This is a genomic window from Stenotrophomonas sp. YJH_SMC_29, assembly GCF_059371235.1.
Map to the genome: position 1 here is coordinate 171444 of NZ_JCAFUK010000007.1, position 25724 is coordinate 197167.

Below are 25724 nucleotides of genomic sequence, written 5' to 3' on the forward strand. Positions count from 1 at the left end.
GTCATCGTCTCGTCCTCAACGAAGGGTGCCGCTGGCCGCAGTGCGCAGCGCCTGGGTGATGTGCTGCAGCGTGCTTGAGCGCACGGCGGCATGCTGCCAGTACAGTGGCACATCGAGCCAGCGGCGGGGTTCCAGTACCACCACGCGGCCGGCGCGCACGGCGGGCGCGACCAGGGTTTCCGGGGCCATGCCCCAGCCGAGTCCGCACGCAGCGGCTTCGACGAAGCCGGTGGAGGAGGGCAGGTAGTGTAGCGGCGGCTGCAGGCGGGCGCGGGTCAGCCGTCGCACGAAGCGCCATTGCAGTTCATCTTTGCGGTTGAACACCAGCATCGGTGCGTGCGCCAGGGTTGCGGCCTGCATGCCATCGCTGAAGTACCGGCGGGCGAAGGCGGGCGAAGCAATTGCCTGGTAGCGCATGGCGCCCAGCGGGTGCACGTTGCAGCCCTTCACCGGCCGGCCTTCGGCAGTGACCGCACCCAGCACGCTGCCATCGCGCAGCAGTTGCAGGGTGTGGTCCTGGTCGTCCATGCGCAGGTCGAACAGGTAGCCATGGCGCTGGTGGAGGTCGGCGACGGCCGGCACGAACCATGTATCGAGTGAGTCATCGTTGACCGCCAGAGGGATTGGCCTGCGTCCGGCGTCGCTGCCGCGTTCGGGCAGCAGCTCGGCAAGGGCCTCGGCTTCCAGTGCCTGCATCGGTCGCACGCGGCGCAGCAGCGCTTCACCGGCGGCGGTAGGCCGGCACGGGGCCTGGCGCACCAGCAGCACTTGGCCGAGCCGGTCTTCCAGTGCCCTGATCCGTTGCGACAGTGCCGACGGGCTGATCGACAGGCGGCGTGCCGCAGCCTCGAAGCTGCCTTCTTCCAGCACGGCAGCGAATGCGGACAGTTGCGGATGTACCAGGTCCACGCCGGCGCCTCTTCAGTTTTTCTGTACAGGATAAAGAAAAACAAGATTGCCTGAAGGTGACCATCGGCCGCACCCTGCGCGTCCTCCTGCTGCCTGGCCCGTTCCTGATGTGGATCACCGCTTTCGCTGCCGGCCTGTTCGCAGGCGCCGGCCTCATCATCGCCATCGGTGCGCAGAACGCCTTCGTGCTGCGCCAGGGCCTGCAGCAGCGGCATGTGGGCAGGGTGGTGCTGGCCTGCGCCGGCGCGGATATCGCGTTGATCCTGGCCGGCGTGGGCGGCATGGGCGCACTGGTGCTGCAGTGGCCGCTGCTGCTGCAGGTGCTGCGCTTCGGTGGCGCGGCGTTCCTGCTCTGGTATGGCGTGCAGGCCGGGCTGCGCGCGTGGCGCGGTGGCAGCGTACTGGCCGCGGCCGAGGCGCAGCCCGGCAGTGCGCGCCAGGTGCTGCTCACCTGCCTGGCCTTCACCCTGCTCAATCCGCACGTCTACCTGGATACCGTGGTGCTGCTGGGCAGCCTGTCCACGCGCTATCCGGGTGACCTGCGCTGGGCCTTCGGCGCCGGGGCGTGCCTGGCCAGCGTGGCCTGGTTCTGCACGCTGGGCTATGGCGCGCGACTGTTGCAGCCGGTGTTCCGCAGGCCAGGTGCCTGGCGGGTGCTGGATGCCGCCGTGGCAGTCTTCATGTTCTGCCTGGCGACACTGTTGCTGGTGCGCCCGCTCTAGGCCGCGTCCACCGCGCACAGTGGCGCTTCGCCAGGGCGCAGGGTCAGCACGCGCACGCCGTTGCGGGTTACCGCCACCGTGTGTTCGAACTGCGCCGACAGCTTGCCGTCGCGGGTGTAGACCGGCCATTGGTCCGGCTGCTGGCGGATGGCCGGCTTGCCCTGGTTGAGCATCGGCTCGATGGTGAACACCATGCCTTCTTCCAGCACCAGGCCGGTGTTGGGATGGCCGTAGTGCAGGACCTGCGGTTCCTCGTGCATCTCCTGGCCAATGCCATGGCCGCAGTACTCTTTCACCACGCTGTAGCCGTGGCTGCGCGCGTGGCGGGCAATGGCGTGGCCGATGTCGCCCAGGCGCGCGCCGGGGCGCACTGCGGCGATGCCTTTCCACATCGCCTGGTAGGTAGCCTGCACCAGCCTGCGCGCGGCGTAGTCGACCTCACCGACCAGGTAGGTGGTGCTGGAGTCGGCGATGTAGCCGTTCTTCTCCAGGGTGATGTCGAGGTTGACGATCTGGCCGTTGCGCAGCACGTCGGTGGTGCTGGGAACGCCGTGGCAGACCACGTTGTCGATCGAGGTGTTGAGCACATACGGGAAGCCGTACTGGCCCTTGCTGGCCGGCCGCGCCTGCAGCTCGTCAACGATCATGCGCTCGACGAAGTCGTTGATCTCCATCGTGCTGCGTCCTTGCAGCGGCAACCGGTCGAGCGCGGCGAACACCTGCGCCAGCAGGCGCCCGGATTCGGCCATCAGCTCAACTTCTTCCGGCCGTTTGATGATGCCCATGGACTCAGGCCTGACCTGGCGCCAGCAGCGGCGGCTGCACCCCGGCCGCGCGCAGTTCACTGGCGACGATGTCCTGGAAACTCAGCGTCGGGTTCATTTCGCACAGCATGCCGACCCGGATCCAGAAGTTGGCCTGGGCGTTGATCGAGCGGCTGGAAACGGTGCAGGCACGGCGCAGCTGGTCGTGCAGGGTGTCATCGATGTTGACGATGCCCATGGGCGGTCCTGGAGGGGTGAATATATGAATCGTATATGTTTCGTATATCCAGCTCAAGGCCGCATCGTTCAGTCCACGTCGGTGGCAAAGCGCAGGCGGTTGCCGTCGGGGTCGCGCAGCCGCATCTCGCGGCTGCCCCATTCGGTGTCATGCGGCGGCTGTTCGATCGGCACGTTGGCAGCGCTGAAGGCGCGGTGCAGGGCGTCTACGTCCTCGACGATGAAGTACACCGCGCCGCCGACTTCACAATCGCCGCTGTGCTCGGTGAGGAAGATCGTCTGGCCGTCGCGGGTGAGCTGGGCGAACAGTGGGAAGCCTGGTTCGAAGCGGTGTTCCCAGTCGACCACGAAACCCAGTCCCTGCACGTAGAACGGCAGGGTGGTATCGGCGTGGCGCATGCGCAGTTGCGGGATGACGGTCTGGGGCATCGCGGCGGCTCCGGGGCGGGAGTCCAGTGTAGTGCCGGCCGCTGGCCGGCATCCGCATGCGCCCGGGAACAACGAGGCTGCCGGCCAGCGGCCGGCACTACCGGAGCTACGCTGGCCAGCGGCCGGCACGACCGGACGCGGTCAGCAGGCGGTTGGCACCGAAGCCATCGCCGCCAGCAGCTCGCGGTTCACCTGCTGGTGCCGCGCCTGCCACGCGGGCAGGTCATCGGCACGGATGTCGGGCTGGCCATCCAGCGAGGACAGCCAGCGCTTGAAGCGGCTGCGGTAGTGGGCCAGCGACACTTCGCCGGTGATGTCACTGCCGACCAGGCCACCGGCGCGCAGTGCTTCGATCACCACCAGCGCGTGTTCCAGCTGGAAGCGGCCCTGGTCCCAGTTGCTGCGGGCAACGTCCTCGGCGAACACATCCTTGTCGATCGACAGGTAGGTCGGCTGCGGTGACTTGGCCTGCTCGGCGGCGAACGCGGCGACCAGGGCCTCGGGATGCTCGAAACGGCGGAAGGCGTGGCCCATGCCGAGGCGATGGCCCCAGCCCACGTCCACATCCATGCACCAGTAGGTCAGGCGCCCGCCCATCAGCGGGCGCCAGTGGTTCTCCCAGGCGTGGCCGAGGCCGATGTCACTGGAGGTGATGCCCAGCACATGGACGTGCGAGATCTGCGGCAGCTTGCTGGCCGCGTTCACCCAGGAACCGCAGTGCATGCCGAACGGGAAACGCATGTTGTCCGGATGGTTGTCCAGCACCACCAGCTGGAACGGCGCCTGCGCGCGCATGCGGCGCAGCAGCGGCAGGCTGAGATGATGGAAATCACCACTGCCGAGCATCACCGTGCCGAGCTGGGCCGGCAGCGGTGCCAGCACTTCAGCGGCGAAACGATCGAGGGTGGCGTTGCTGCACGCGAAGCGCAGTGGATCGTGCCACTGCGGCAGCGCCAGGGTCTGCGCTTGGGGCAGCGGCAGCACGCCACCGTCCAGGTCCAGGATCAGCGGGGAACGCAACGGCATCGTTCAACCGCCTCCATCCGGTTCGCCCTGCAGATAGGGCGCCAGCCTGCGCAGCGCAACGCGCAGCAGCGGGGAGCGTGCGTGGATCGCGTGCCGGGTAGAAGTGAAGCGGGCGCCCAGCTCGGCCTTGATCCGCGAGTCGGTCCAGCCGGCCACGTAGTGGCTCAGGCCGTGCTGCAGCGCGTACTCCAGGTTGTGCATCCAGCTGACTGCGTACAGGTTGTGCTCGCGCGACTGCGGATAGGCCAGGCCGATGTACTTGTCCACCAGTTTGCCGGCATGCACGTAGCACAGGTTCCAGCCGATCAGCTGGCCCTGGTGGCGGTACAGGAACATCCGTCCCTGGCCCTGGCTGTCGGCCAGCAGGTACTGGAAATAGGGCAGGTCGAGCTGGTCGAAATGCACCGCGCTCTGCGCGTATACGCCCAGGTACAGCGCGTACAGCTCAACCTGCAGCCGCGGATCGGCCAGCGCCGGATCACCGGTGGCGATGCAGTCGACCTGCAGGTCGTCACGCGAACGCAGCTTGCGGCGGATGTTCTTGCGGCGCGAGGACGACAGGCGGCCAAGATAGCCATTGAGCGAATCGAAATCGATCGCCACCCAGGCCAGTGGCATGCCTTCCAGCTCGACGAAGCCCCGTGCCAGCAGCGCCTGCAGGAAGGCGCTGCTGTGGGCGTTGGCGGCATCGTCCAGCAGCGGCGAATCGACCGCCAGGTCCTTGACCACCAGCAGGCGCGCATCGCCGATCGCGTGACGCGTCACGTCCTCGGCCAATGCCTCCGGCGCCACGTGCGCCGGCAACGGGGTGTACTCGGTGCTGGTGGCACCGACGAAACGGGTCTTCCAGGTGATCCATGGCCGCCACAGGCGCGACAGCGGCAGGCCGAGCAGCCTGCCGCGCAGCCCGTCGTCCATCGTGGTGGTCAGGTCCAGCGGCGCACGGAAGGTCGGCAGGCCGCTGGGAAGGCGGCCTGCCTCGAATCCGAGCGGCGGGTGGGCCAGGAAGCCCTCCAGCAGCGCGGCCGGTTCCAGCGCGGTGCTGGATGCGCGTGACGTCATCTCCATCGGCACGGGAACCGGCGGCGCACCGGCCTCAGCCCTTGGCCTTGGTCAGCGCCTGGTCGAGCAGGGTGATGGCCAGGTCGATCTCTTCGTAGCTGATGTCCAGCGACGGCGCGAAGGTGATCACGTTCTTGTACCAACCACCCACATCGAGCACGAGGCCCATGCGCTTGCCGTCGTGCAGCAGGTCACCGGCCAGGCCGATGTCGACCATGCGGTCCAGCAGCTCCTTGTTCGGGGTGTAGCCGTCGGCCTGGCAGATCTCGGCGCGCAGGGCCAGGCCCAGGCCGTCGACGTCGCCGATTTCCGGGTGGCGCTTCTGCAGGCCACGCAGTCCGTCGAGGAAGTAGGCGCCCTTTTCCGGCACGGTGCGCTTGTAATCCATTTCCTTGCCCAGCTTCAGCACTTCCAGGCCCAGGCGGGTGCCCAGCGGGTTGGAGTTGAAGGTGGAGTGGGTGGAGCCCGGCGGGAATACGGTCGGGTTGATCAGCTCCTCGCGCGCCCACAGGCCCGACAGCGGGTTCAGGCCGTTGGTCAGCGCCTTGCCGAACACCAGCACGTCCGGGGTCACGCCGAAATGCTCGATCGACCACAGCTTGCCGGTGCGCCAGAAGCCCATCTGGATCTCATCGACCACCATCAGGATGCCGTACTTGTCCAGCACGCGCTTGAGGCCGGTGAAGAAGTTGCGCGGCGGGATGACGTAGCCGCCGGTGCCCTGGATCGGCTCGACGTAGAACGCGGCGTACTCGGCCTGGCCGACCTTGGGATCCCACACGCCGTTGTACTCGCTTTCGAACAGGCGCTCGAACTGCCACACGCAGTGGTCGGAATACTCGTCCGGGGTCATGCCCTTCGGGCGACGGAAGGGGTACGGGAACGGGATGAACATCGCACGCTCGCCGAAGTGGCCGTAGCGGCGGCGGTAGCGGTAGCTGGAGGTGATCGACGATGCACCCAGGGTGCGCCCGTGGTAGCCGCCCTCGAAGGCGAACATCAGGCTCTTGCCGCCGCGCGCGTTGCGCACGATCTTCAGCGAGTCCTCAATGGCCTGCGCGCCGCCGACGTTGAAGTGCACGCGGCCGTCGAGGCCGAACTTCTCGTGCATGTCCACGGCAATGGTCTTGGCCAGCTGCACGCGGGTCGGGTGCAGGTACTGGCTGGCGACCTGCGGCAGGGTGTCGATCTGGTCCTTCAGGGCGTCGTTCAGGCGCTTGTTGCTGTAGCCGAAGTTGCAGGCCGAGTACCACATCTGCAGGTCGAGGTAGGGCACGCCCGCACCGTCGAACATGTAGCTGCCTTCGCCGCGCTGGAAGATCTTCGGCGGGTCGACGTAGTGGACGGTATCGCCGAAGGAACTGTAGCGGGCTTCGTCGGCCAGCAGCTGCGCATCGGAGGCAGCCGCGTCGGCGTTCTTGTCAAAAATGTTCATGCAGTTCGGTTCCGTGGAGGACGTTCGGAAGGGCGCAACAGGGGAGCGTGCGTGGAGGAGAGGGCTCAGGCGGTGGCCAGCAGCAGGGGCAGTGCGGCGGGCTGCGGGCTGGCGTCGAGGCGACGTGGCTGCAGCAGGCTGCCATCGAGCAGGCGCGGCAACAGCGCGATTGCATCGTGGAAGGTATCGATGGCGGCATGCGCGATGCCGGCATTCGTGCAATGGGTGATCAGGCGGCGCTTGGCGAACACGAAGTCGGCATCTTCAGAGACGCAGAAGTCCGAGCTGCCGTCGCCGATCATCAGCACGCGGGGGGCTTCGTTGGCGCGCGCCTGCGCAGCGCAGGTGCACTTGCAGGTCCCGCTGCGGCACCCTTCGGCCTGGTAGGGCGACTCCAGTTCCCAATGATCTTCGCACCAGCGCAGGTGGTTGGCCACCACCGGCAGCGGTGGCAGACCATGGTTGGCAAGGATGCGGTGGATCGCGTAGTCCAGGCCGTCGCTGACGATGCGCAGCGGCAGGCCCAGCTGTTCGGCGCGGCTGACGAAGGCCGCGAAGCCCGGATCGATCTGCACCTGGTCCAGGTGCGCGTCGAGCGTGGCCGGGTCCAGCTTCAGCAGCCGCACCTGGCCCTGCATGCATTCACGCGAGCCGATCACGCCCGATTTCCACTGCTCTTCCAGCGCCTGCCAGCCGGGCTGACCGTACTTTTCCAGCAGCGAGTCGATGACATCTTCCAGGCTGATGGTGCCGTCGAAGTCACACAGGATGCTCCAGCGCATGGGCAGGTCCGTCGATGAGAGAAACGTCCGGCACGATGCCGGGGCAGGCTCAATGTAGGCAGGCCGCCTTTCGTGTTCCTTTCCTGTTGAAAGCCTGCACCGCAGGCGGGGGAAAGTGTTCAGGAATCGCGCTTGCTGAACGGGCGTAATGCCCTGGAAACCGCGGTTTCAGAGCTGCGCAGCGGCCAGCGCCCGCAGGATCTCCGCGGTTTCCTCAGGGGTCTGCCAGGCGCTGTTGCCGACGGTCAGCATGCGTGCGGCGAAGTCACGTGCGTTGGGCATGTCGTCCTGCGGCACGACGCCGCGCAGGTAGGCGTAGTCGGGCAGGGCATGGATGAACATGCGGCTGGCGCCAAGGCCGCGCGGCCACAATGCGTCCAGTGCGGCATCACGGGCGCGTTGGCTTGGCATCAACAGCATCAGCATCGGCCAGGTTCCGCCGGTACCGGCCAGGCCGTCGACCACCTCCACCGCCGGCAGCTGTGCCAGCTGCACACGCAGCTGCAATGCGCGCAGGCGCCCGGCCTGCAGGAACGCAGGCAGCCGCCGTGCAGCGTGGGCGCCGATGTTCTGCCGCCATTGGCTGACCCGGTGCTGCGGTATGTCCAGCGGGAAAATGTCACCGACCGCCTCTTCCAGATCACCGCGCTGCAGCGCGTTGCGCAGTGGATTGCCGTACACCAGCGACAGCAGCGAGGGGCGGTAGCAGGCGGCAAGGCCCAGCAGCTGCACGCTGCGCAGCAGCTCCCAGCGCAGGCTGGAACGCACCTGTTCTGCGGCATGCTCGGCCAGCGCGGCCCGCAGCTCGTCATCGCGGCTGACCAGCAGGCCGCCTTCGTGCAGGCTCAGGCCCTTGCCGGCGGCCAGGCTGAAGAATCCGATGTCGCCACGCAGGCCGACGCTGCTGTTGCCGATCCGGGCGCCCAGCGCCTGCGCGGCATCTTCGATGACCCAGGCCCCGGCGCGGCGGGCGATGTCGCAGGCCCGTTCGACATCGGCGATGCGACCGCCGAGGTGGGTCGGCAGGATGGCCAAGGTGCGCGCATCGGCCAGGCGCGAGAGCTGTGCCGGATCAAAGTCGAAATGGCCACGGCGGGTATCGCACAGCTGCACGCGCAGGCCGAGGCTGTGTACCGCGATCGGCACCAGCGGGCAGGTGTAGGCCGGCAGGATCACGGTATCGCGCTTGGGTGCGCGCTTGCGCAGGGTGCGCAGCGCGATCAGCAGGGCATGGGTGCCGGAGCAGGTCAGCTGCAGGGGAGGCGTGCCGAGCTGGCGGGCCAGGATCTCGCGCAAGTCGCCGCCACCAGGCAGGAAGTCGCTGGCCTGCATCGGCAGGCCGGCCGTCGGCGGCAGTTCGCGCGCGAACAGGCTCATCGCCGCGCGCTCATGGCGTGCTTGCGGCGGGGCTGTGTGGATCGTCTGCTTCGGCGCGACCGAGGCAGACGATGCCGGCCACGATCAGGACCGCACCGACCAGGTGGTGCAAGGTCAGTGGCTCGTTCAACAGCCACGCCGACAGCAGCAGCACGCTGATCACTTCCAGGTGCGAGGCCGCGAATGCGGGGCCGATCGGCGCATGGCGCAGCAGGCTCATCCAGGTGAAGAACGCGCCGACGTAGCCCAGGATCGCGCCGTACACCCACGGCTGCGACAGCACGCGCAGCAGCCAGTCGGTGTTGGCCTCGACCGGCAGGGCCGCCTCGCCGGCGTACTTGAAGCACAGCTGGGCCAGCGTATCGAAGGCCATCAGCAGCGGGAAGCCGATCACATACAGGCGCCTCATGAGCCGGCCCCTACCACCGCCACGCCTGCCGTGACCAGCAGCATGCCGGTCACCCGCAATGGCGTGAGCTTCTCGCGGAACAGGATGCGGCCAGCGATCATCAGCGCGACGATGTTGATCGAGCCCAGCAGCACGCCCTTGGACAACGGCACCAGCGACAGGAACGCGATCCAGGCAACGAACTCCAGCACGTAGCAGGCGATGCCGATCCACAGCCACGGGCGGCTGAGCATGTGCTTCCAGCGTTGCAGTCCTTCGCCGTCCTGCGGGTCGCTGGCGGCGGCCTTGAAGGCGAGCTGGCCACCGGTATCGAGCACGACATTGGCCAGCCACAGCAGCGTGGCGAGTGCCCCCATCTCAGGCCACCGCCTTGAGCACGCCGCTGCGTTCACCGATCCCGGTGAAGAAGCGCGCGCTGCGGCGGATCACCTCGCGGCGCTCGCGGTCGATCGTGATCATGTGGTAACTGTCTTCCAGTACCACCAGTTCCGCCGGGCCACTGACCCGCGACATCACCAGTTCGGCATTGCCCATGCTGGCCACGTCGTCTTCGCGGGCGTGCATCACCAGGCAGGGGGCGGTGACCTGGTGCAGGTGGCGGCGGGTCCAGATGCTCAGGGCGCGCATCTCGGCCAGTGCATGCCAGGGGTTGCCCGGGAGGCCGGCGGCCGCGCTGTCGCCGGACAGCATGGCGGCGCTGACCTGCGCGCGCAGGCGCTCGTCACGCAGGCCGTAGGGTGGTTCTTCCATGAACATGCGGTCGCGGCCGATGTTGAAGCGCTTGAACCACGGCAGCAGGAACGACAAGCGGGCCACGGCGGGAATGTTCCAGCCGTCGTAGCGGAACGTGGCGCCATACACCCCGACCCCGGACACCCACTCGGGGCGGCGCGCGGCCAGCGCCAGCGACAGCACCGCACCCATCGACAGGCCCCCGACGAACAACTGGTCGACCTTGCCACGCAGGCTTGCCGCCGCGTCTTCCACGCCCTGGTACCACTGTTCCCAGGTGGTCGCCAGCAGGTCGTCCACGCTGCCGCAATGACCGGGCAGCTGCACGCCGTGTACGGTGAAGCCCGCGTTGTTCAGGCCCTTGCCCAGCATGCGCATTTCCGCCGGGGTGCCGGTCAGGCCGTGGACCAGCAGCACGCCCTGCGGGCCACCAGGGAGGAAGAAGTCATGCGATTGGGTCACCTGGCGGCTCCGGGGCGGCAGTGGGGAAGGTCAGGATCGCAAGCGCGATTTTCACCAGCCTTTCAGCCCCCCGGTCCGGGTCAGGGGGCCTTCAGCAGCGGCAGCGTGATGGCAACTTTCAGGCCACCACCGGCACGGTTGAGGAAGGTCAGGCGGCCGCCGAGGTGCTCCACCGCTTCATGGGCGATGGCCAGGCCCAGGCCGGTGCCGCTGGCGGTGGTGCCGGGGGCGCGGAAGAAGCGCTCACCCAGCCGCGGCATCACATCCTCGGGCACCCCTGGCCCATTGTCCTCCACGTACAGTTCGACGTCATTGTCGTCCAGCGCGTGCACGCCGACGGTGACGGTCGCATCGCGGCCGGCATAGCGCAGTGCGTTGTCGATCAGGTTGTCCAGTGCCTCCTGCAGCTGGGCACCGTTGCCCAGGATGCGCAGCGGCTGGGGACTGCCGCGGTACCCCAGATCAATGCCATCGCGGATGGCTTCGGGCACGCGCATCCCGACCCAGTGCGGCACCCGTTCGCTCAGGTCCAGCGCTTCCACGGTTTCCGGAACGGTCTGCGCCCGGCTCAGCGCCAGCAGCTGGGTGCTGACCCGCGCGGTACGCTGGTTGAGGCGGCGGATGTGCTGCAGGGCCTCGCGTACCGTGTCCGGGTCTCCATGGGCCAGCGCCTGGTCCACGTGCAGAGCCATGCCGGCCAGCGGCGAGCGCAGCTGGTGCGCGGCGTCGGCGATGAAGCGGTTCTGCAGCGTGATCATTTCCGCCTGGCGGGCAAACAGGTCGTCGATGGTGCTGATCAGCGGCTGGATCTCCTCGGGTACATCGGCGTCGGAGATCGGTGCCAGTTCGCCCCGGCGCTGCGCCAGGCGGGTCCGCAACGGGGTCAGGATGCGCAGGCCGTAGGTCACGCCGAACCAGACCAGCGCGGCGGTGCCCAGCGCCAGCATGGTCATCAGCGGGATGATGATCATCAGGATCTCGCGCGCACGCTGGCGGCGGTCGGCCATGCTTTCGGCCACCGTCACCGCCAGCTCGTCCTGCGGGTCGTTCATCGCCCGCGTGCAGACAGTGGCCATGCGTACCTGCTGGCCGTTGAGCGTGCCGTCGTACAGCGCCGGATGCACCCCGGTGCAGTCCTGCGAAGGCGCATACGGGCTGAAGTCCGCATTGCCGCTGAGCGTGCCCTTGCGGCTGCTGTCGACGTTGAAATAGCGGTGGCCGTCGGGGTCGTATTCGATCAGGAAGCGCGCCTGCGGTGACAGATCGCTGGTCACCGGCATGGTGCTCAGCATCTGCGCGAACGAGTGCGTGTCGTCGATCAGGTTGCGGTCGTGGATGCGGTTGGAATAGTCCAGCGCAACGTAATAGGCCAGGATCGTGTTGAAGATGAGCAGGCCCAGCATCGGCAACGCCAGGAAGGCGAGCAGGCGCCGGCGCAGGCTCGGGGGGCCGCTGATCACGGGGCGCTGTCGTCCTGTGCGTCTTCCAGCATGTAGCCCAGCCCACGCACGGTGCGGATGCCCATGCCGCCGGGCTGCAGCTTGCGGCGCAGGCGGTGCAGGGCGATGTCCAGGCCGTTGTCGGTCAGGTCCTGTCCCCAGTCGCACAGGGCTTCCACCAGCTGCGCGCGCGACACAATGCGCTCGGCGCGTACCGCCAGCGCCGACAGCAGCCCGAACTCGCGTGCGGTCAGTTCCAGTGACTGGTCGTCGATCCACACCCGGTGCCCGGCCAGGTCCAGGCGCAGGCGGCCGATGCGCAGGTCCGGGGTGCCGTTGCTGGTGACCCGGCGCAGCTGTGCGCGCACGCGTGCTTCGAATTCGTCCAGTGCAAACGGCTTGACCAGGTAGTCGTCGGCGCCGAGGTCGAGCACGCGCACGCGCTCGGCCAGGCCGTCGCGGGCGGTCACCACCAGCACTGCCAGGCCATCGCCGCGCTGGCGCAGGCGTTGCAGCACGTCGCGGCCATCCAGTTGCGGCAGGCCCAGGTCCAGCACCAGCAGTGCGTACTGGGTCGAGCCCAGCGCGGCGTCGGCGTGCGCGCCATTGTCGACGTGGTCGACCACGTGCCCCTGCCGGCGCAGCGAGGCGCACAGGCCGGAGGCGATGTCCGGGTCGTCTTCAGCAATCAGTACGCGCATGCGCGGAGGCTCCTGTAACGGTCAGGCCCACCGGCTGGACGGGGCAGGCCTCTCGGCTGCCGAGGGTAGCCGCAAACCGGGGGAAGGTGGAGCGGGCCGGCACCTGCCGGCGCCGTCACGCTGTCCTGCCATTCAGTCCTGCAGGCCCGGTTCACCGAGCGCCAGCGGCACCCGCGAGCCATCCAGCAGCCCACGACTGAGCACACCGTTGTCGATGAACAGCAGCTCGCCGTTCTCGCCGTTCTTGATGCTGCTGTCGATGGCGATCACGCGGTCACCGTGGAAGCTGCTGACGTGTGGCATCGAGGTATGGCCGACCACGATCCGCTTGAGCTGCAGCCGGTCGAGCACGGCCTGCACCCCCGCGGTGTCGAGGCGGCCGTCGAAGTAACCGCGGTACCAGATCGGGCTGGTCTTGCCGTCGTACAGCGGTGCGGTGGCCGGGTCGGCCTTCACTTCGGCCTTGGGCAGCCCCAGCGAGGCCTGGTAGGCCGCGTTGGTGCGCGCCGGGTCCAGCGCCAGCTGCACCGCTTCGGGCGAGATGCCGCCGTGCAGGAACAGGGTGTCGCCGATCTTCAGCAGCACCGGGCGGGTGCGCAGCCACTGGCCGATCACCGAGTCCTTGCCGTACAGCTGCGGGTAGCTGCGGCCCAGCAGCTGGGCGCTGCGCAGGTACTTCGGGTTGACGTAGCGCAGGTCGTCGTACAGCACCATGGTCTCGTGGTTGCCGAGCACGAAGTGCACCGCACCGCCGGCGGCAGCGGCCTGCTGCTGCAGGCCATACAGCAGCCAGAAGGCTTCGGTGACCTGCGGGCCGCGGTCGAACACATCGCCGGCGACGACCAGCGTGTCCTTGCCCAGTGCCCAGCGGTCCTGGGCGTCGATGACCTGGTGGGCGCGCAGCAGGCGCACCAGCAGCCCGTACTGGCCATGGATGTCGGACAGCGCGACGATGCGCGGCGCGGCCGGCAGGACGGAAATCGAAGGCGCATTCGGCGCGGCCACATGCACGGTGTGCTCGTAGCCGCAGCGTGGGGCGATGTCGGTGCCTGCGGTCTGCGTGGCCAGCGTGCGCGATTCGACCCTGTCGGCGCAGATCCATTGGGCCTGCAGCTGGTCGCCCTGGCGGAACACATACGGGCCATCGGCCTGCACGTGGTCGGCGGGCGCGGCGACCTCGCGCGCCTGCGTGGCTGTCGCGCAGGCCAGCAGCGGCAGCAGCAGGGCGGTCAGCAGGGAAGGGCGAAAGCGCGGCATCGGCGGCATCCAGCGGCGGAAAGACCCGATGCTAACCGGCGCCGCCGCATCGCGGTGTGCGCGAATGGGCGGGTCAGGCGCCGCGCCCGTCGCCCTTGAGTTTGCGCACACGCGTGGCGGCGGCCTGCAGGGGCTGACCGTCGCGCCCGCACGGCTGCATGTACGGCAGCGGCCGCCGCGTCGCCGATTCGATCAGCTGCGAGTGGGCTTCGCCCGCCCCGAAGCGATGGCGCTCGCCCCATTGGCGCAGCGCCACCAGCAGCGGGAACAGTTCCTGGCCGGCGTGGGTGAGCACGTATTCCTGGTAGGCCGAGCCATCGGAGGCCGGTTGCAGTTGCAGGATGCCGGCCTCGACCAGTTTGCGCAGGCGATCACTGAGGATGTTGCGTGCCGCGCCGAGGCTCCGCTGGAAATCGCCGAAGCGGGTGATGCCGTCGAACGCGTCGCGGATCACCAGCAATGCCCAGCGGTCACCGAGCAGGTCGGCGCTACGGGCGACGGGGCAGGGGCTGTCGGCGTGCATGGCGGTCTCCGTTCTATGTGGTTGCAGTTTAAAACCAATGGAGCTAGCCTGCATATGGTTTCAATATGCAACCAGTCCATGAATGCCATGCCGATTCCACGCTCCCTGCTGGTCCTGCTCGCGGTGGCCGCCGGTGCCAGTGTCGCCAATGTCTATTACGCGCAGCCACTGCTGGATCGGCTGGCACAGGCGTTCGCGCTGGAGCGGGCGGCAGCCGGTACCGTGCTGGCGGCCACCCAGGCCGGCAGTGTGCTGGCACTGCTGGGCGTGTTGCCGCTGGCTGATCGAGGGGACCGGCGGCGCCTGTTGCGCGTGCAGCTGGCGGCACTGGTGGCCGCGCTGCTGTGGCTGGCGGCGGCACGCACGGCCAGTTGGCTGTTGTCGGGCATGCTGCTGGTCGGGTTGTTGGGGACCGCGCTGACCCAGGGCTTGATCGCCTGCACGGCGGCGATGGCAGCGCCCGCGCAGCGCGGGCGCGTGGTGGGCACGGTGCAGGGTGGCGTGTTCATCGGGCTGCTGCTGGCGCGGGTGCTGTCCGGCAGCGTGGCGGCCATTGCCGGCTGGCAAGCGGTCTATCTGCTGTCGGCTGCGGTGATGGCGGCGCTGGCCGTGCTGCTGTGGCGGCGCCTGCCGGCCGTGCCGGTACCGGCGGTGCGGCCGCGTTGGCGCGAGCTGCTGGGCTCGATGCTGGGCATGCTGCGCCGGGATCCAACCTTGCGCGAGCGCGGTCCGCTGGCCCTGCTGCTGTTTGCCGGGCTCAATGTGTTCTGGGCGGCGGCACCCTTGCCGCTGTCGGCACCGCCGCTGCACTGGTCGACGGCGGCCATCGGTGCGCTCGGTTTGGCCGGGGTGGCCGGTGCGTTGATGGCGGCGCGGGTCGGGCACTGGATGGACCGTGGCCTCGTGCATCGGGTCAGCGTTGGCGCGTTGCTGTTGATGCTGGTCGCGTGGTGGCCGCTGCTGGGGTTGCCGCAGTCGCTGCCGTGGCTGCTGCTGGGCGTGATCGTGCTCGACCTCGGCGGCCAGGCGTTGCATGTATCGAACCAGGCGCTGCTGCTGCGTGCACCGGGTGAGCAGCACGGACGCCTGGTGGCGCTGTACATGCTGTTCTACGCAGTGGGCAGCGGCGCCGGTGCGGCGGCCGGGCCCTGGATGCAGGCCCGGCATGGCTGGCCTGCGGTGTGCCTGCTGGGTGCCGGCATCGCGGCGCTCGCCCTGCTGTGGTGGGCAGCGTGGCGGGTGGGGGGCGTTCAATGCATCGGCTGGCGCGCGAACCGGTAGAGTCGACTGTTAGTCGACTGCTCTTCGTTCCGACGGCGAAAAGCTCCGCGCTGCGCGCGATAGTCGACTGGCAGTCGACTCTACACCTGGGTTGCCGTCCGCGTCGGGCTACCGCTGCAATGCCCGCCGTCCCGGCGCTTCCTGTAGTGCCTCGCTGGCCACCACCACGCGGTTGCGGCCGCTGCGCTTGGCCTCGTACATCGCTGCATCGGCCCGTGCCATCAGCCGCTCGTAGTCCGGATGGCCGTCATGGCCAGCCACGCCGATGCTGGCGGTCAGTGCCAGCACCTGGCCATTGGCCAGCGCAACGGGCGATTGTGCGATCTGCCGGCGCAGGCTCTCGGCGATCACGGTCGCCTGCGATTCGCTCGCCGCCACCAGCACCACCACGAACTCCTCGCCGCCATAGCGGAACAGGTAGTCGCTGCCGCGTGTCAGCTGGCCGAGCAGGCCAGCCACGTGCTGCAATGCGCGGTCGCCGGCATCGTGGCCGTGGCCATCGTTGATCGCCTTGAAATGATCCAGGTCGAGCAGCAGCAGAGAGAACGGCGTGCGGTTGCGCGTGGCCAGCTCGATCTCCCTGCGCAGGACCGTGGGCAGGAAGCGGCGGTTGAGCAGGTTGGTCAGTGCGTCGCTGCCGGCGTCCAGTTCGCCGATGCGCTCGAACAGCAGCGTCATCAGGGTGCGGATGGCCGCCAGGTCCTCGCGGATGGCAGGCAGCACCGCCAGGCGCTGCGCCGGCTCATCGCTGCGTGCGCGCTGGAGATGGCTGTCGATGCGGGACATCAACTGGCCGACCTGCTGGGTCTCGCTGCTCTCGCCGAAACTGGGAATCCCCTTGTGGGTGAACCACAGGCCGAATTCCGAGGTGGCCAGGCGGGCGCTGTCACTGGCCTGCACATGGCCGGCCAGCGCGTAGAGCAGGGTGTTCTCCCAGTCCAGCAGCAGTGCACGCTGGCGCTCGCGTTCGGCGCCGACGTTCTGCACCAGAGAGAACAGGCGGTATGCCGCATCGGCACGGGTCGAGCGCTCGCGTGCATGGGTGTAGGCCAGGGTCATGCCTTCCATGGCGATGTCCATGATCGCGCTGAGGCAGTCGATGGCGGCGAACGCGGTGGCACTGTCGGGCGCGTCGTCGCGCAGGCGCACGAACAGGTCGTGCTTGAGCACGCGCGCGCCGCGGGTGACCAGGTCGACCGGAATCCCGACCCGGGCATGCACATCGCCGATCACCCGTTGCGAGGCAACTGCGCTGGCAATGCCGTCGGCACCCGTGGTCAGCAGCTGCACCAGCCAGCGCTGCATGGCCGGCTGAAGGCGCTGCTTGACCTGGTCGTGGGACAGGAAGCGGCGCGCGCGCGGGTCCTGCAACAGGACGTCATAGAAGCGCTGGGCCAGCGCAGGTGGCGCATCGGCAGCGGCGGCGTGCAGCAGCGCGGTGGCGGTGGGGCCGGCCTGCAGCAGGCACTTCTGCCAGGCGTCGGCCAGCGGCTGGCTGGCGTCGTCCAGTTGGGGTGTTTCCACGTCGTTCTCTGACTGCGTACGGCAAACCACCGATATCGGCCGGGCTGGCGTGCGGTTGATGGCGGGTTGGCCCGCCAGTTTAAGCGTGATGCAGGCGCGTGCCATGCGCGCAGCACATCGGCATCGCCGCTGCAATGAGTGAACGCATTTGAGAATCACTCGCATTGATGGGAGAATGCCCGCACGGATCGGGCCGCAGGCGACTGCAGCGACGCTCCGCCTCCCTCCTCGTCGTTGCCTCAAGCCCTTTGCCAGAGGCCCCGTTGCCCTGCCAGAAGGTCCAGATCATGTCCCCTGCCGTTGTCCTTTCGCCGCGCCCGCTGGCGCTTGCCGTTGCTGCCCTGCTGGCCGGCAGCGCCCTGACCGCCCAGGCTGAAACCGACGCCACCGATATCGACACGGTGCATGTCACCGCTTCGCAGATTGCCCGCCAGGCGCTGGGCACCTCGACCATTACCGCCGAGGACATCGCCCGGCGCCCGCCGGCCAACGACATCGCCGAACTGCTGCGGACCATGCCGGGCGTCAACCTCACCGGCAACAGTGCCTCGGGCCAGTACGGCAACAATCGCCAGATCGACCTGCGCGGCATGGGTCCGGAAAACACCCTGATCCTGGTCGATGGCAAGCGCATCGGCGCGCGCGATGCCGTGCGCATGGGCCGCAGTGGCGAACGCAATACGCGCGGCGATACCAACTGGGTGCCGGCGGAAATGATCGAGCGCATCGAAGTGCTGCGCGGCCCGGCGGCGGCACGCTATGGTTCCGGTGCGTCCGGCGGCGTGGTCAACATCATCACCAAGCGCCCGACCGGCGACCTGACCGGCGCGGTCGACCTGTATGGCCTGGTGCCCGAGCACAGCGCCGAAGGCGGCAGCGAGCGCGTCGGCCTGCAGCTGAGCGGGCCGATGACCGATACCCTGTCGTTCCGCCTGTACGGCAACCTCAACAGGACCGACGCCGACTCACTGGACCTCAACCGCCAGTACGCGACCAACCCGAACGCGGTGCCGCCGGCTGGCCGCGAGGGCGTCAAGAACCGCGACGTCAACGCGTTGCTGCGCTGGGACGTGACCGCCGACCAGGTGGTGGAGTTCGAAGCCGGCACCAGCCGCCAGGGCAACATCTATGCCGGTGACCGCGCGGTCAGCACCACCGGTACCTCGACCGGCGTTGACCTGGCGGCGCTGGCCGAAGGCGAAGCGGAGACCAACCGCATGTACCGCACCACCGGCGCGATCACCCATCGTGGGCGCTGGGGCGACGTGACCTCGCGAGTGACGGCTGCGGTGGAGGCGGTCAACAACTCGCGCATCAACGAAGGCCTGGCCGGTGGCCCGGAGGGCAGCTTCAACGGCACCGACTGGTCGACCTCGCGCCTGCGCAACTACCAGCTGGATGGCGAAGTGAGTTTCCCGACCACGCTGGGCGGCGCCGAGAACGTCTGGACGCTCGGCTTCGAGTACCTGGACAGCCGCTTGACCGATCCCTATTCGATGAGCCAGTCCAGCAGCAGCGGCGGCGGCATCCCGGGGCTGTCGGCCGATCGTGCGCGTGGCAAGGCCGACGCGCAGACCACTGCGGTGTTCGTGGAAGACAACATCTACCTGGGCGAGCGCTGGATCGTCACCCCGGGCCTGCGCTTCGACCACCACAGCCAGTTCGGCAACAACACCAGCCCCAGCCTCAATGCGCAGTTCCGCATCAGCGGCGACTGGGTGGTGAAGGGCGGTATCGCCCGGGCATTCAAGGCGCCGAACCTGTACCAGTCCAATCCGGACTATCTGTACTACACCCGTGGCAATGGCTGCCCGAATGCACTGCCGAGCCTGGGCGCCGGCTGCTACATGCGCGGCAATGCGGACCTGAAGGCGGAAACCAGCCTGAACAAGGAACTGGGCGTCGAGTGGGCACCGCAGAGCGGCTGGCAGGCGTCGTTGACCTACTTCCACAACGACTACAAGGACAAGATCCAGGCCGGTTACACCCAGATTGGCCTGACCGCCGACACCAAGGGTCGCATCTTCCGCTGGGAGAACGCCCCGAAGGCGATCGTGCAGGGGCTGGAAGGCAACCTGGTGATCCCGTTGATGGGCGAGCAGGGCAGCCGCCTGAAGTGGAGCAACAACTTCACCTACATGGTGGAGAACGAGAACAAGACCACGCGCCAGCCGCTGTCGGTGATTCCGAAGTACACGATCAACACCATGCTGGACTGGCAGGCCACCGACAGGCTGTCGCTGCTGCTGACCGGCACGTTCTACGGCAAGCAGGAACCGGCCACCGCCAACATCAACAATGATCCGCGCTGCACCGGCAGCTGCGATCCCTCGATCGCGCTGCAGGACCGGGGTGCCTACAACATCTGGGGCGTGAGCGCCCGCTACAGGGTGACCGAGACCGTCAGCTTCGGCTTCGGCGTCAACAACCTGGCCGACAAGCGCCTGTTCCGCGAGGCCAACAGCAGCGATGCCGGCGCGGCGACCTACAACGAGCCCGGCCGCGCCTACTGGGCCAGCCTGCGCTTCGGGTTCTGATCCGATGAGCGCTGCGCCGGGGCGTTCCCCGGCGCAGCCTGAAGGCTACTTCACCTGCCGGCAATCGCGCAGGTGGACGCCCCCGGTGTCCATCTTGTCGACCACGCCTTCCAGCTTTATCCAGTCGTTCTCGCGCAGCGTGGCGCCCAGCGCCATCTGATCCGGTGCGAGCGCACAGTGCACGGTGAAGTTGGCGTTGTTGTCGTCGTTCGACTGGCGCCCGCCGATGCCACCGATGCCCTTCATCTTGGTGACCAGATAGCCGACCTCGAAGGTCTTGGCAAAGCGGTTGGGCTGGGCGGTATACACCTGGCCATCGATGATGAAACGACGGCCGAAATACTTGACCAGCAACGGCTGGTACATCGCGTCGGTATCCGGTGGGGTGTTGCCGCCGGAGAACAGTGCCCTGAGCGGTGCGGTGTTGATTTCCCGCTGCAGCCGCTTGGCGTCCTTGCCCATTTCGGTGGACATGCCGACCGCAGTGGCCTGGATCGGCTTGTCGAAACCGCTGGAGACACGCACGGCTTCTGCGATCGCCTCGCCTTCGGGGCCGGTCTTGAGCTTGTCCAGCCAGCCACACAGCGCGCTGCGTGCGTCCTCTTCCTTGGCGGTCTGCCCGCGTGACAGCTTGGTACCGACCACCACGTTGCCGCCATTGGAGGCGGTGATGATACTGACCAGCGGCATCTTGGTGTCGGTCTGCAGCACGTACATCTGGCCTTCGGTCTCGGTGATGACATCTCCGCTGACGAAGTTGTTGCCCTCATCAAGCGCTGCCTTGCGCAGCTGGCCCAGGGCGCTGCGGGGCTTCAGGCCGGGGAGGGTGACTTCGGAGGTGAAGAACTGGCCATTGCGGGGGTCGCCTACCGCCTGGAAGTTCTGCTGACAGGTCTTGGCCGAGGCGCTTGCGGCCGTGCCCAGCGCGCAGGCCACGGCGACGGCGACGGCGACCCAGGGGGTCTTGGTAGTCCACATGTTCCGGATTCCTTGTGCTTGGGTGTCCATTGCGGGCAGCAACGCCGAAGCGATCCGGCTGCCCGTTCCCCATCCAGAGGGGATGTGGTCATCATAGTGTGGCCCGGCACGGGCGCAAGCTGCGGCGAGCCGCGACGTGCAGTCTGCAATGTTATAAACACCGTGATAGTTTCCCCACGGCCGCCGGCGTAGCCTGCACCGCATCGCAAAGGAGCTGTTGCCATGGGCCACGACCACGATCACCTGCCGTCCCAGATCCGCCACGAGAAACCCTTGTGGTGGGCGCTCGGCCTGACCTCCACCTTCCTCGTCGTCGAGGTGGTGGGCGCGTTCTGGACCAACAGCCTGGCGCTGCTGTCCGACGCGGCACACATGGCCACCGACGCGCTGGCGCTGATGATCGCGCTGGTTGCGGTGCGGCTGAGCCGGCGCCCACCCGATGCGCGCCGCACCTACGGCTATGCACGGCTGGAGGCGCTGGGCGCGATGATCAACGGTGCCATGCTGTTCGTGGTCGCCGCCTACATCCTGTGGGAGGCGGTCGGCCGTTTCCGCCAGCCGCAGGAGATCGCGTCCTCCGGCATGCTGGTGATCGCGGCCGTCGGTCTGGTCATCAACCTGATCTCGATGCGCCTGCTGCAGGCCGGCAGCGGCGAGAGCCTCAACGTCAAGGGCGCCTACCTGGAAGTGTGGGCGGACATGCTCGGTTCGGTGGCGGTGATTGCCGGCGCATTGTTGATCAAGTGGACCGGCTGGAAGCCGATCGATCCGATCCTGGCGGTACTGATCGGGCTATGGGTACTGCCGCGCACCTACGTGTTGATGCGCGAGGCGATCAACGTGCTGCTGGAAGGCGTGCCCAAGGGCATGGACGTGGCCAAGGTGCGCGACAGCCTGTCCGGTCATGCCGCGGTGATGGACGTGCATGACCTGCATGTGTGGGCGCTGGCCTCGAGCACGCCGGCGCTGACCGCGCACATCGTGATGCGCGACGGCACCGATGCCGATGTGCTGCGCCGCGAGCTGGGCGGGCGCCTGCACGATGACTTCGGCATCGAACACGTGACGCTGCAGATCGAAGCGGACCACTGTGGTGAAGCCTGTGCTGGACCGGCGTCGGCCAAGGGCGGCGCGCAGCAGGGCCATGAAGGCCACGACCACGCTGAGGATGCGCAGGGCCATCGCGGCCACGTGCATCGTTGAATGAAAATGAAGGCCGCACCGGGGAATGCCCGGTGCGGTCATTCGTCGCGTCGCGAGGCCAGCCGATCCGCCAGCCGGGTCGGCTCCGGCAGCCGGTAGCCGCGCAGCGTGCGCTGCACCCAGTCCAGCGCGGTATCGGCGCTGACCCGATGGCCGCCGGCCACGAACAGCGGCTTGCAGCGCACCTTGCTGCGCAGCACCCAGCCCAGTTGTTCGTCGCCATCCTGCAGCGGCGCATGTGCACCGGCCTCGGCGCCCGGTTCGACGAACCGCCCCACCAGCTTCGACTTCGCTACCCCGATGCTCGGCAGGTCGGTGACCACGCCCAGATGCGCGGCCACGCCCAGCCTGCGCGGATGGCTGATGCCGTGGCCATCGACGAACACCAGGTCCGGCACACGTGGCAGCAGCGCCAGTGCGGCCAGCAGTGCCGGCAGCTCGCGGAAGCTGAGCAGGCCGGGGATGTAGGGCATCACCGTGGGGATGCGCGCGATCTCCTGCGCCACGGGCTTCAGCGTCTCCGCGTCCAGCAGTACCGCCGCGGCGCGGGTGATGGCGCCGTTGTCCTCGAAGCCGACATCCATCCCGGCCAGCCAGCGCACGTTGCGTGGCAGGCGGTCCTGGCGCTCCACGCGGCCTGCCAGTTGCAGCTGCTGCGCACGGGCGGCAGCGACGCTGCCTTCCCAGCGTCCGGGGTCGATCACCGTATTCATGGGTCACAGCATCGCACGGGCGGCGCCACGGCCCGGTGAGCGGCGGCCGGGCTACAATGGCGGCCTGCCTTTCCTCGCGTTGGAGACCCTGCAGTGACCCGTAGACTCGTACTGTTGCGCCATGGCCAGAGCCAGTGGAACCTGGACAACCGCTTCACCGGCTGGGTCGATGTCGACCTGACCGAGCAGGGGCGTCGCGAAGCGGCCGCCGCCGGCCGCCTGATGCGCGAGGAAGGCCTGCAGTTCGACGTTGCGCACACTTCCGTGCTCAAGCGCGCCATCCACACCCTGCAGGGTGCGCTGGCCGAGCTGGAGCAGGACTGGCTGCCGGTGAACAAGTCCTGGCGCCTCAACGAGCGGCACTACGGCGGCCTGCAGGGGCTGGACAAGGCCGAGACCGCGGCCAAGCACGGCGAAGAGCAGGTCAAGGTCTGGCGTCGTTCGTACGACATCCCGCCGCCGCCGATGGACCTGGAAGATCCGGGCCACCCGATCCATGACCGCCGCTACGCCGGCCTGGACCGCAACGCGCTGCCGGGCACCGAGTCGCTGGCCACCACCCTGGACCGCGTGCTGCCGTACTGGCACGACGCCATCGCACCGCAGCTGAAGGACGGCAAGACCGTACTGGTCACCGCGCACGGCAACTCGCTGCGCGCGCTGTACAAGTACCTCAACAATGTCTCGCGCGAGGAGATCCTCGAGCTGAACATCCCGACCGGCATCCCGCTGCTGTTCGAACTGAACGACGACCTGACCGTGCAGTCGTTCCGCTACCTGGGTGACCCGGAAGCAGCACGCAAGGCTGCCGAAGCCGTGGCCAACCAGGGCAAGGCGAAGTAAGAAGCAGAAGGCCGGCGCAAGCCGGCCTTTCTTTTTGTAGAGCCGAGCCCACGCTCGGCCGCTTTGGGCTTTCGCCGCAGGAAGCATGAACCCGGAACGGAGAGCAGTCGAGCATGGCTCGACTCTACAGAAGCCGCGTGCTGTGACCTTTGGCCGGTCCCCGGCGTCGCTCCCCCGGCTACCCTGTGAAATTACCCGCAGGAGAGCCTCATGAACGTCCGCAACCTGGTCCCGCTGGGCCTGACCATCGCCATCGCTGCCTCACTGGCGGCATGTGGCAAGAACGAAACCGCCCCGGCGGCCAGTGCCGACGCCAAGCCGGCCTTCGACCTGTCGCAGATCAAGACGCCGCTGATCTCGCTCAACAGCGCCGACCTCGATCCGGCCATCTCGGCCTGTACCGACCTCAATGGTTTCGTCAACAGCAAGTGGCTGAAGGCCAACCCGGTGCCGGGCGACCAGACCACCTGGGGCAGCTTCGAGATCCTGCGCGAGCGCTCGCTGGAAGTGCAGCACGCGCTGGTGCAGCAGGCCGCCGCCAGCCAGGCCAAGGCCGGCTCGGTGGAAGCCAAGATCGGTGACATCTGGAAGACCGGCAACGACGAAGCAAAGATCGAAGCTGCCGGCCTGGCGCCGCTGCAGCCGCAGCTGGACAAGATCGCCGCGCTGAACGACACCGCCGCCATCACCCGGTACCTGCGCGACAGCCAGGCCGAGGGCAAGGGCGTGCTGTTCTCGCTGTTCGCCAATGCCGACTACAAGGATTCGGCCAACGTCATCGCCTACGTCGGCCAGGGTGGCCTGGGCCTGCCGGAGAAGGGCTACTACTTCGACGATGCGCAGGCCAAGATCCGCGATGCCTACGTGGCCTACATCGCACAGGTGCTGACCCTGTCCGGCGTGGACGCGGCGCAGGCCGCCGAGCAGGCCAAGGCCGTGATGGCCTTCGAAACCCGCCTGGCCAAGGCCTCGATGTCGCGCATCGAAATGCGTGATCCGGCCAAGCGCTACAACCCGCTCAGCGCCGCCGACGCCGACAGGCTGACCCCGAACTTCAGCTGGACCGCGCTGTTCGACACCCTGAAGGTGCCGGCCGCGCAGAAGTTCTCGCTGGCCCAGCCCGGCTTCTTCAGTGAAATGGACAAGATGCTCGCCGACGTGCCGGCCAGCACCTGGCAGGCCTATCTGCGCTTCCACACCATCGACGACGCCTCGCCGTACCTGAGCAGCCAGTTCGAGAAGGCCAACTTCGATTTCTACGGCACCACCCTGCGCGGCCAGAAGGAAATGCAGCCGCGCTGGAAGCGCGTGCTGGAGTCGGTCAACGGTGGCATGGGTGAAGCGCTGGGCCAGCTGTACGTCGACGCCGTGTTTCCGGCCGAGTCGAAGGTCGCCATGCAGCACCTGGTGGAGAACCTGTCGCAGGCGCTGAAGGCGCGCCTGGAGCAGCTGCCGTGGATGGGCGAAGAAACCAAGAAGAAGGCGCTGGAAAAGTGGGCCAGCTTCACCCCGAAGATCGGTTACCCGGACAAGTGGCGTGACTGGGCGGGCCTGCAGACCAACGGCGACAGCTACCTGGGCAACATGCAGGCGGCGCGGGCGTTCAACTACCGCTACATGCTGGACAAGATCGGCAAGCCGGTGGACAAGACCGAGTGGGGCATGACCCCGCAGACCGTCAACGCGTACTACAACGCCACCAAGAACGAGATCGTGTTCCCGGCGGCGATCCTGCAGGCGCCGTTCTTCGACGCCAAGGCCGATCCGGCGCTGAACTACGGCGGCATCGGCGCGGTCATCGGCCACGAGATGATGCATGGCTACGACGACTCGGGCAGCCAGTTCGCCGCCAACGGCAACTTCGACAACTGGTGGACCGACGCCGACCGCAAGGCCTTCACCGAGCGTACCGACCAGCTGGTCGCGCAGTTCGACGGCTATGAAGCGGTGCCGGGGGTGAACGTGAAGGGCAAGCTGACCCTGGGCGAGAACATCGGCGACCTGGGCGGCCTGACCGTGGCCTATGACGCGCTGCAGATGGCGCTGAAGGAAGACCCGAAGGCGAATGTCGAGGTCGATGGCCACAGCCAGGACCAGCGCTTCTTCATGAACTGGGCCACGGTGTGGCGCCGCAATTTCACCGATGGTGAGCTGCGCGTCCGCCTCAACACCGATCCGCATGCGCCGGCCAACTTCCGTGCCAACGGTGCACCGTCGAACATGCCTTCGTTCGCGGCCGCCTTCCAGTGCAAGGCTGGCGATGCAATGGTGCGTGCCGACGACAAGCGCGTGGTGATCTGGTAATCGATCATCCGTGAACGCGTGATGCGAAAGGCCCGGCGAATGCCGGGCCTTTTGTCTTCCAGGCCGGCAGCACAG

The 25724-nt window shown here is 67.8% G+C and carries 24 protein-coding genes and 1 pseudogene; 6 read left to right on the forward strand and 19 right to left on the reverse strand.

The genetic code is table 11. The features are described from left to right. Positions 1–15: 15 nt before the first annotated feature. The gene (locus AC5P9I_RS10110) at positions 16–909 is read right to left on the reverse strand and encodes a LysR family transcriptional regulator ArgP (RefSeq protein ID WP_103282663.1); all 894 of its coding nucleotides are present in this window, start codon (positions 907–909) and stop codon (positions 16–18) included. Positions 910–1016: 107 nt separating this feature from the next. Between AC5P9I_RS10110 and AC5P9I_RS10115 the strand changes: the two genes are divergently transcribed. Further along, a complete protein-coding gene (locus AC5P9I_RS10115) occupies positions 1017–1631 on the forward strand; it encodes a LysE/ArgO family amino acid transporter (RefSeq protein ID WP_130768616.1) in 615 nt (204 codons plus the stop codon). Here the strand turns inward: AC5P9I_RS10115 and map are convergent. The 15 genes from map to AC5P9I_RS10190 all read right to left on the reverse strand — a co-directional run bounded on the left by map (position 1628) and on the right by AC5P9I_RS10190 (position 14266). Continuing rightward, positions 1628–2410 carry a type I methionyl aminopeptidase gene (gene map / locus AC5P9I_RS10120; RefSeq protein WP_176422012.1) on the reverse strand — a complete coding sequence of 261 codons (783 nt, stop codon included), beginning with the start codon at positions 2408–2410 and terminating at the stop codon, positions 1628–1630. The two genes, AC5P9I_RS10115 and map, sit on opposite strands and share 4 nt — an antisense overlap. Positions 2411–2420: 10 nt before the next feature. Beyond that, positions 2421–2633 carry a ParD-like family protein gene (locus tag AC5P9I_RS10125; protein ID WP_019659200.1) on the reverse strand — a complete coding sequence of 71 codons (213 nt, stop codon included), beginning with the start codon at positions 2631–2633 and terminating at the stop codon, positions 2421–2423. A gap of 68 nt (positions 2634–2701) precedes the next feature. Beyond that, positions 2702–3061, reverse strand: coding sequence for a bleomycin resistance protein (locus AC5P9I_RS10130; RefSeq protein WP_049464885.1), 360 nt, complete (start codon positions 3059–3061; stop codon positions 2702–2704). A 141-nt stretch (positions 3062–3202) separates the two neighbouring features. Next, the gene (locus AC5P9I_RS10135) at positions 3203–4087 is read right to left on the reverse strand and encodes an arginase family protein (RefSeq protein ID WP_130768601.1); all 885 of its coding nucleotides are present in this window, start codon (positions 4085–4087) and stop codon (positions 3203–3205) included. 3 nt (positions 4088–4090) lie between these two features. Next, positions 4091–5155 carry a GNAT family N-acetyltransferase gene (locus AC5P9I_RS10140; RefSeq protein ID WP_130768600.1) on the reverse strand — a complete coding sequence of 355 codons (1065 nt, stop codon included), beginning with the start codon at positions 5153–5155 and terminating at the stop codon, positions 4091–4093. Between the two features lie 28 nt (positions 5156–5183). After that, positions 5184–6584 carry an aspartate aminotransferase family protein gene (locus tag AC5P9I_RS10145; RefSeq protein ID WP_130768599.1) on the reverse strand — a complete coding sequence of 467 codons (1401 nt, stop codon included), beginning with the start codon at positions 6582–6584 and terminating at the stop codon, positions 5184–5186. 65 nt (positions 6585–6649) lie between these two features. Next, positions 6650–7366, reverse strand: coding sequence for an MtnX-like HAD-IB family phosphatase (locus AC5P9I_RS10150; RefSeq protein WP_130768598.1), 717 nt, complete (start codon positions 7364–7366; stop codon positions 6650–6652). 168 nt (positions 7367–7534) lie between these two features. Continuing rightward, a complete protein-coding gene (locus tag AC5P9I_RS10155) occupies positions 7535–8743 on the reverse strand; it encodes a DegT/DnrJ/EryC1/StrS family aminotransferase (protein ID WP_130768597.1) in 1209 nt (402 codons plus the stop codon). Positions 8744–8753: 10 nt separating this feature from the next. Next, positions 8754–9152: a DMT family transporter gene (locus AC5P9I_RS10160; protein ID WP_130768596.1), complete on the reverse strand. Its 399-nt coding sequence runs from the start codon at positions 9150–9152 to the stop codon at positions 8754–8756. Then, complete coding sequence (locus AC5P9I_RS10165) at positions 9149–9508, reverse strand: EamA family transporter (RefSeq protein ID WP_014646430.1); 360 nt, start codon at positions 9506–9508, stop codon at positions 9149–9151. The genes AC5P9I_RS10160 and AC5P9I_RS10165 overlap by 4 nt, the downstream gene beginning before the upstream one ends. A 1-nt stretch (position 9509) precedes the next feature. Continuing rightward, positions 9510–10346 (reverse strand): alpha/beta hydrolase, encoded by an 837-nt coding sequence (locus AC5P9I_RS10170; RefSeq protein ID WP_130768595.1) that lies wholly within the window; start codon positions 10344–10346, stop codon positions 9510–9512. An 80-nt stretch (positions 10347–10426) separates the two neighbouring features. Continuing rightward, positions 10427–11806 (reverse strand): sensor histidine kinase, encoded by a 1380-nt coding sequence (locus AC5P9I_RS10175; RefSeq protein ID WP_049464872.1) that lies wholly within the window; start codon positions 11804–11806, stop codon positions 10427–10429. Beyond that, positions 11803–12486, reverse strand: a complete 684-nt coding sequence (locus AC5P9I_RS10180) for a response regulator (protein ID WP_049464871.1) — start codon at positions 12484–12486, stop codon at positions 11803–11805. The genes AC5P9I_RS10175 and AC5P9I_RS10180 overlap by 4 nt, the downstream gene beginning before the upstream one ends. 132 nt (positions 12487–12618) lie before the next feature. Next, the gene (locus tag AC5P9I_RS10185) at positions 12619–13743 is read right to left on the reverse strand and encodes a metallophosphoesterase (RefSeq protein WP_049464869.1); all 1125 of its coding nucleotides are present in this window, start codon (positions 13741–13743) and stop codon (positions 12619–12621) included. A gap of 73 nt (positions 13744–13816) precedes the next feature. Further along, entirely contained in the window at positions 13817–14266 is a 450-nt protein-coding gene (locus AC5P9I_RS10190; protein ID WP_057493902.1) for a winged helix-turn-helix transcriptional regulator, read from the reverse strand. A 78-nt stretch (positions 14267–14344) separates the two neighbouring features. Between AC5P9I_RS10190 and AC5P9I_RS10195 the strand changes: the two are divergent. Further along, positions 14345–15560, forward strand: a pseudogene (locus AC5P9I_RS10195) (MFS transporter). 95 nt (positions 15561–15655) lie between these two features. Here AC5P9I_RS10195 and AC5P9I_RS10200 read toward each other — a convergent pair. After that, a complete protein-coding gene (locus AC5P9I_RS10200; protein ID WP_130768593.1) occupies positions 15656–17071 on the reverse strand; it encodes a GGDEF domain-containing protein in 1416 nt (471 codons plus the stop codon). A gap of 287 nt (positions 17072–17358) precedes the next feature. On the opposite strand from AC5P9I_RS10200, the gene AC5P9I_RS10205 reads away from it, so the two are divergent. After that, on the forward strand, positions 17359–19608 hold the full coding sequence (locus AC5P9I_RS10205; protein ID WP_130768592.1) for a TonB-dependent siderophore receptor: 2250 nt from the start codon (positions 17359–17361) through the stop codon (positions 19606–19608). A gap of 45 nt (positions 19609–19653) precedes the next feature. Here AC5P9I_RS10205 and AC5P9I_RS10210 read toward each other — a convergent pair whose 3' ends face one another. Next, entirely contained in the window at positions 19654–20586 is a 933-nt protein-coding gene (locus tag AC5P9I_RS10210) for a hypothetical protein (RefSeq protein ID WP_130768591.1), read from the reverse strand. 222 nt (positions 20587–20808) lie between these two features. Here AC5P9I_RS10210 and AC5P9I_RS10215 point away from each other — a divergent pair, with 222 nt between their 5' ends. Beyond that, positions 20809–21789: a cation diffusion facilitator family transporter gene (locus AC5P9I_RS10215; RefSeq protein WP_053462507.1), complete on the forward strand. Its 981-nt coding sequence runs from the start codon at positions 20809–20811 to the stop codon at positions 21787–21789. Positions 21790–21827: 38 nt separating this feature from the next. Here AC5P9I_RS10215 and nfi read toward each other — a convergent pair whose 3' ends face one another. Next, positions 21828–22502: a deoxyribonuclease V gene (nfi, locus tag AC5P9I_RS10220; RefSeq protein WP_049464859.1), complete on the reverse strand. Its 675-nt coding sequence runs from the start codon at positions 22500–22502 to the stop codon at positions 21828–21830. 93 nt (positions 22503–22595) lie between these two features. Here nfi and gpmA point away from each other — a divergent pair, with 93 nt between their 5' ends. Continuing rightward, positions 22596–23345, forward strand: coding sequence for a 2,3-diphosphoglycerate-dependent phosphoglycerate mutase (gene gpmA / locus AC5P9I_RS10225; RefSeq protein ID WP_005415787.1), 750 nt, complete (start codon positions 22596–22598; stop codon positions 23343–23345). Between the two features lie 210 nt (positions 23346–23555). Next, positions 23556–25649 carry a M13 family metallopeptidase gene (locus AC5P9I_RS10230; RefSeq protein WP_053505390.1) on the forward strand — a complete coding sequence of 698 codons (2094 nt, stop codon included), beginning with the start codon at positions 23556–23558 and terminating at the stop codon, positions 25647–25649. The last annotated feature ends 75 nt before the right edge of the window (positions 25650–25724 follow it).

What these genes read in the sequence shown, in the direction of transcription:
- AC5P9I_RS10215 (WP_053462507.1), top strand. Translation starts at nt 20,809, where the DNA reads ATGGGCCACGACCACGATCACCTGCCGTCCCAGATCCGCCACGAGAAA.
- AC5P9I_RS10130 (WP_049464885.1), bottom strand. Translation starts at nt 3,061, where the DNA reads ATGCCCCAGACCGTCATCCCGCAACTGCGCATGCGCCACGCCGATACC.
- AC5P9I_RS10135 (WP_130768601.1), bottom strand. Translation starts at nt 4,087, where the DNA reads ATGCCGTTGCGTTCCCCGCTGATCCTGGACCTGGACGGTGGCGTGCTG.
- AC5P9I_RS10140 (WP_130768600.1), bottom strand. Translation starts at nt 5,155, where the DNA reads ATGGAGATGACGTCACGCGCATCCAGCACCGCGCTGGAACCGGCCGCG.
- AC5P9I_RS10145 (WP_130768599.1), bottom strand. Translation starts at nt 6,584, where the DNA reads ATGAACATTTTTGACAAGAACGCCGACGCGGCTGCCTCCGATGCGCAG.
- AC5P9I_RS10185 (WP_049464869.1), bottom strand. Translation starts at nt 13,743, where the DNA reads ATGCCGCGCTTTCGCCCTTCCCTGCTGACCGCCCTGCTGCTGCCGCTG.
- AC5P9I_RS10180 (WP_049464871.1), bottom strand. Translation starts at nt 12,486, where the DNA reads ATGCGCGTACTGATTGCTGAAGACGACCCGGACATCGCCTCCGGCCTG.
- AC5P9I_RS10205 (WP_130768592.1), top strand. Translation starts at nt 17,359, where the DNA reads ATGTCCCCTGCCGTTGTCCTTTCGCCGCGCCCGCTGGCGCTTGCCGTT.
- AC5P9I_RS10230 (WP_053505390.1), top strand. Translation starts at nt 23,556, where the DNA reads ATGAACGTCCGCAACCTGGTCCCGCTGGGCCTGACCATCGCCATCGCT.
- AC5P9I_RS10210 (WP_130768591.1), bottom strand. Translation starts at nt 20,586, where the DNA reads ATGTGGACTACCAAGACCCCCTGGGTCGCCGTCGCCGTCGCCGTGGCC.
- AC5P9I_RS10165 (WP_014646430.1), bottom strand. Translation starts at nt 9,508, where the DNA reads ATGGGGGCACTCGCCACGCTGCTGTGGCTGGCCAATGTCGTGCTCGAT.
- nfi (WP_049464859.1), bottom strand. Translation starts at nt 22,502, where the DNA reads ATGAATACGGTGATCGACCCCGGACGCTGGGAAGGCAGCGTCGCTGCC.
- AC5P9I_RS10150 (WP_130768598.1), bottom strand. Translation starts at nt 7,366, where the DNA reads ATGCGCTGGAGCATCCTGTGTGACTTCGACGGCACCATCAGCCTGGAA.
- AC5P9I_RS10115 (WP_130768616.1), top strand. Translation starts at nt 1,017, where the DNA reads ATGTGGATCACCGCTTTCGCTGCCGGCCTGTTCGCAGGCGCCGGCCTC.
- AC5P9I_RS10190 (WP_057493902.1), bottom strand. Translation starts at nt 14,266, where the DNA reads ATGCACGCCGACAGCCCCTGCCCCGTCGCCCGTAGCGCCGACCTGCTC.
- AC5P9I_RS10125 (WP_019659200.1), bottom strand. Translation starts at nt 2,633, where the DNA reads ATGGGCATCGTCAACATCGATGACACCCTGCACGACCAGCTGCGCCGT.
- AC5P9I_RS10155 (WP_130768597.1), bottom strand. Translation starts at nt 8,743, where the DNA reads ATGAGCCTGTTCGCGCGCGAACTGCCGCCGACGGCCGGCCTGCCGATG.
- AC5P9I_RS10160 (WP_130768596.1), bottom strand. Translation starts at nt 9,152, where the DNA reads ATGAGGCGCCTGTATGTGATCGGCTTCCCGCTGCTGATGGCCTTCGAT.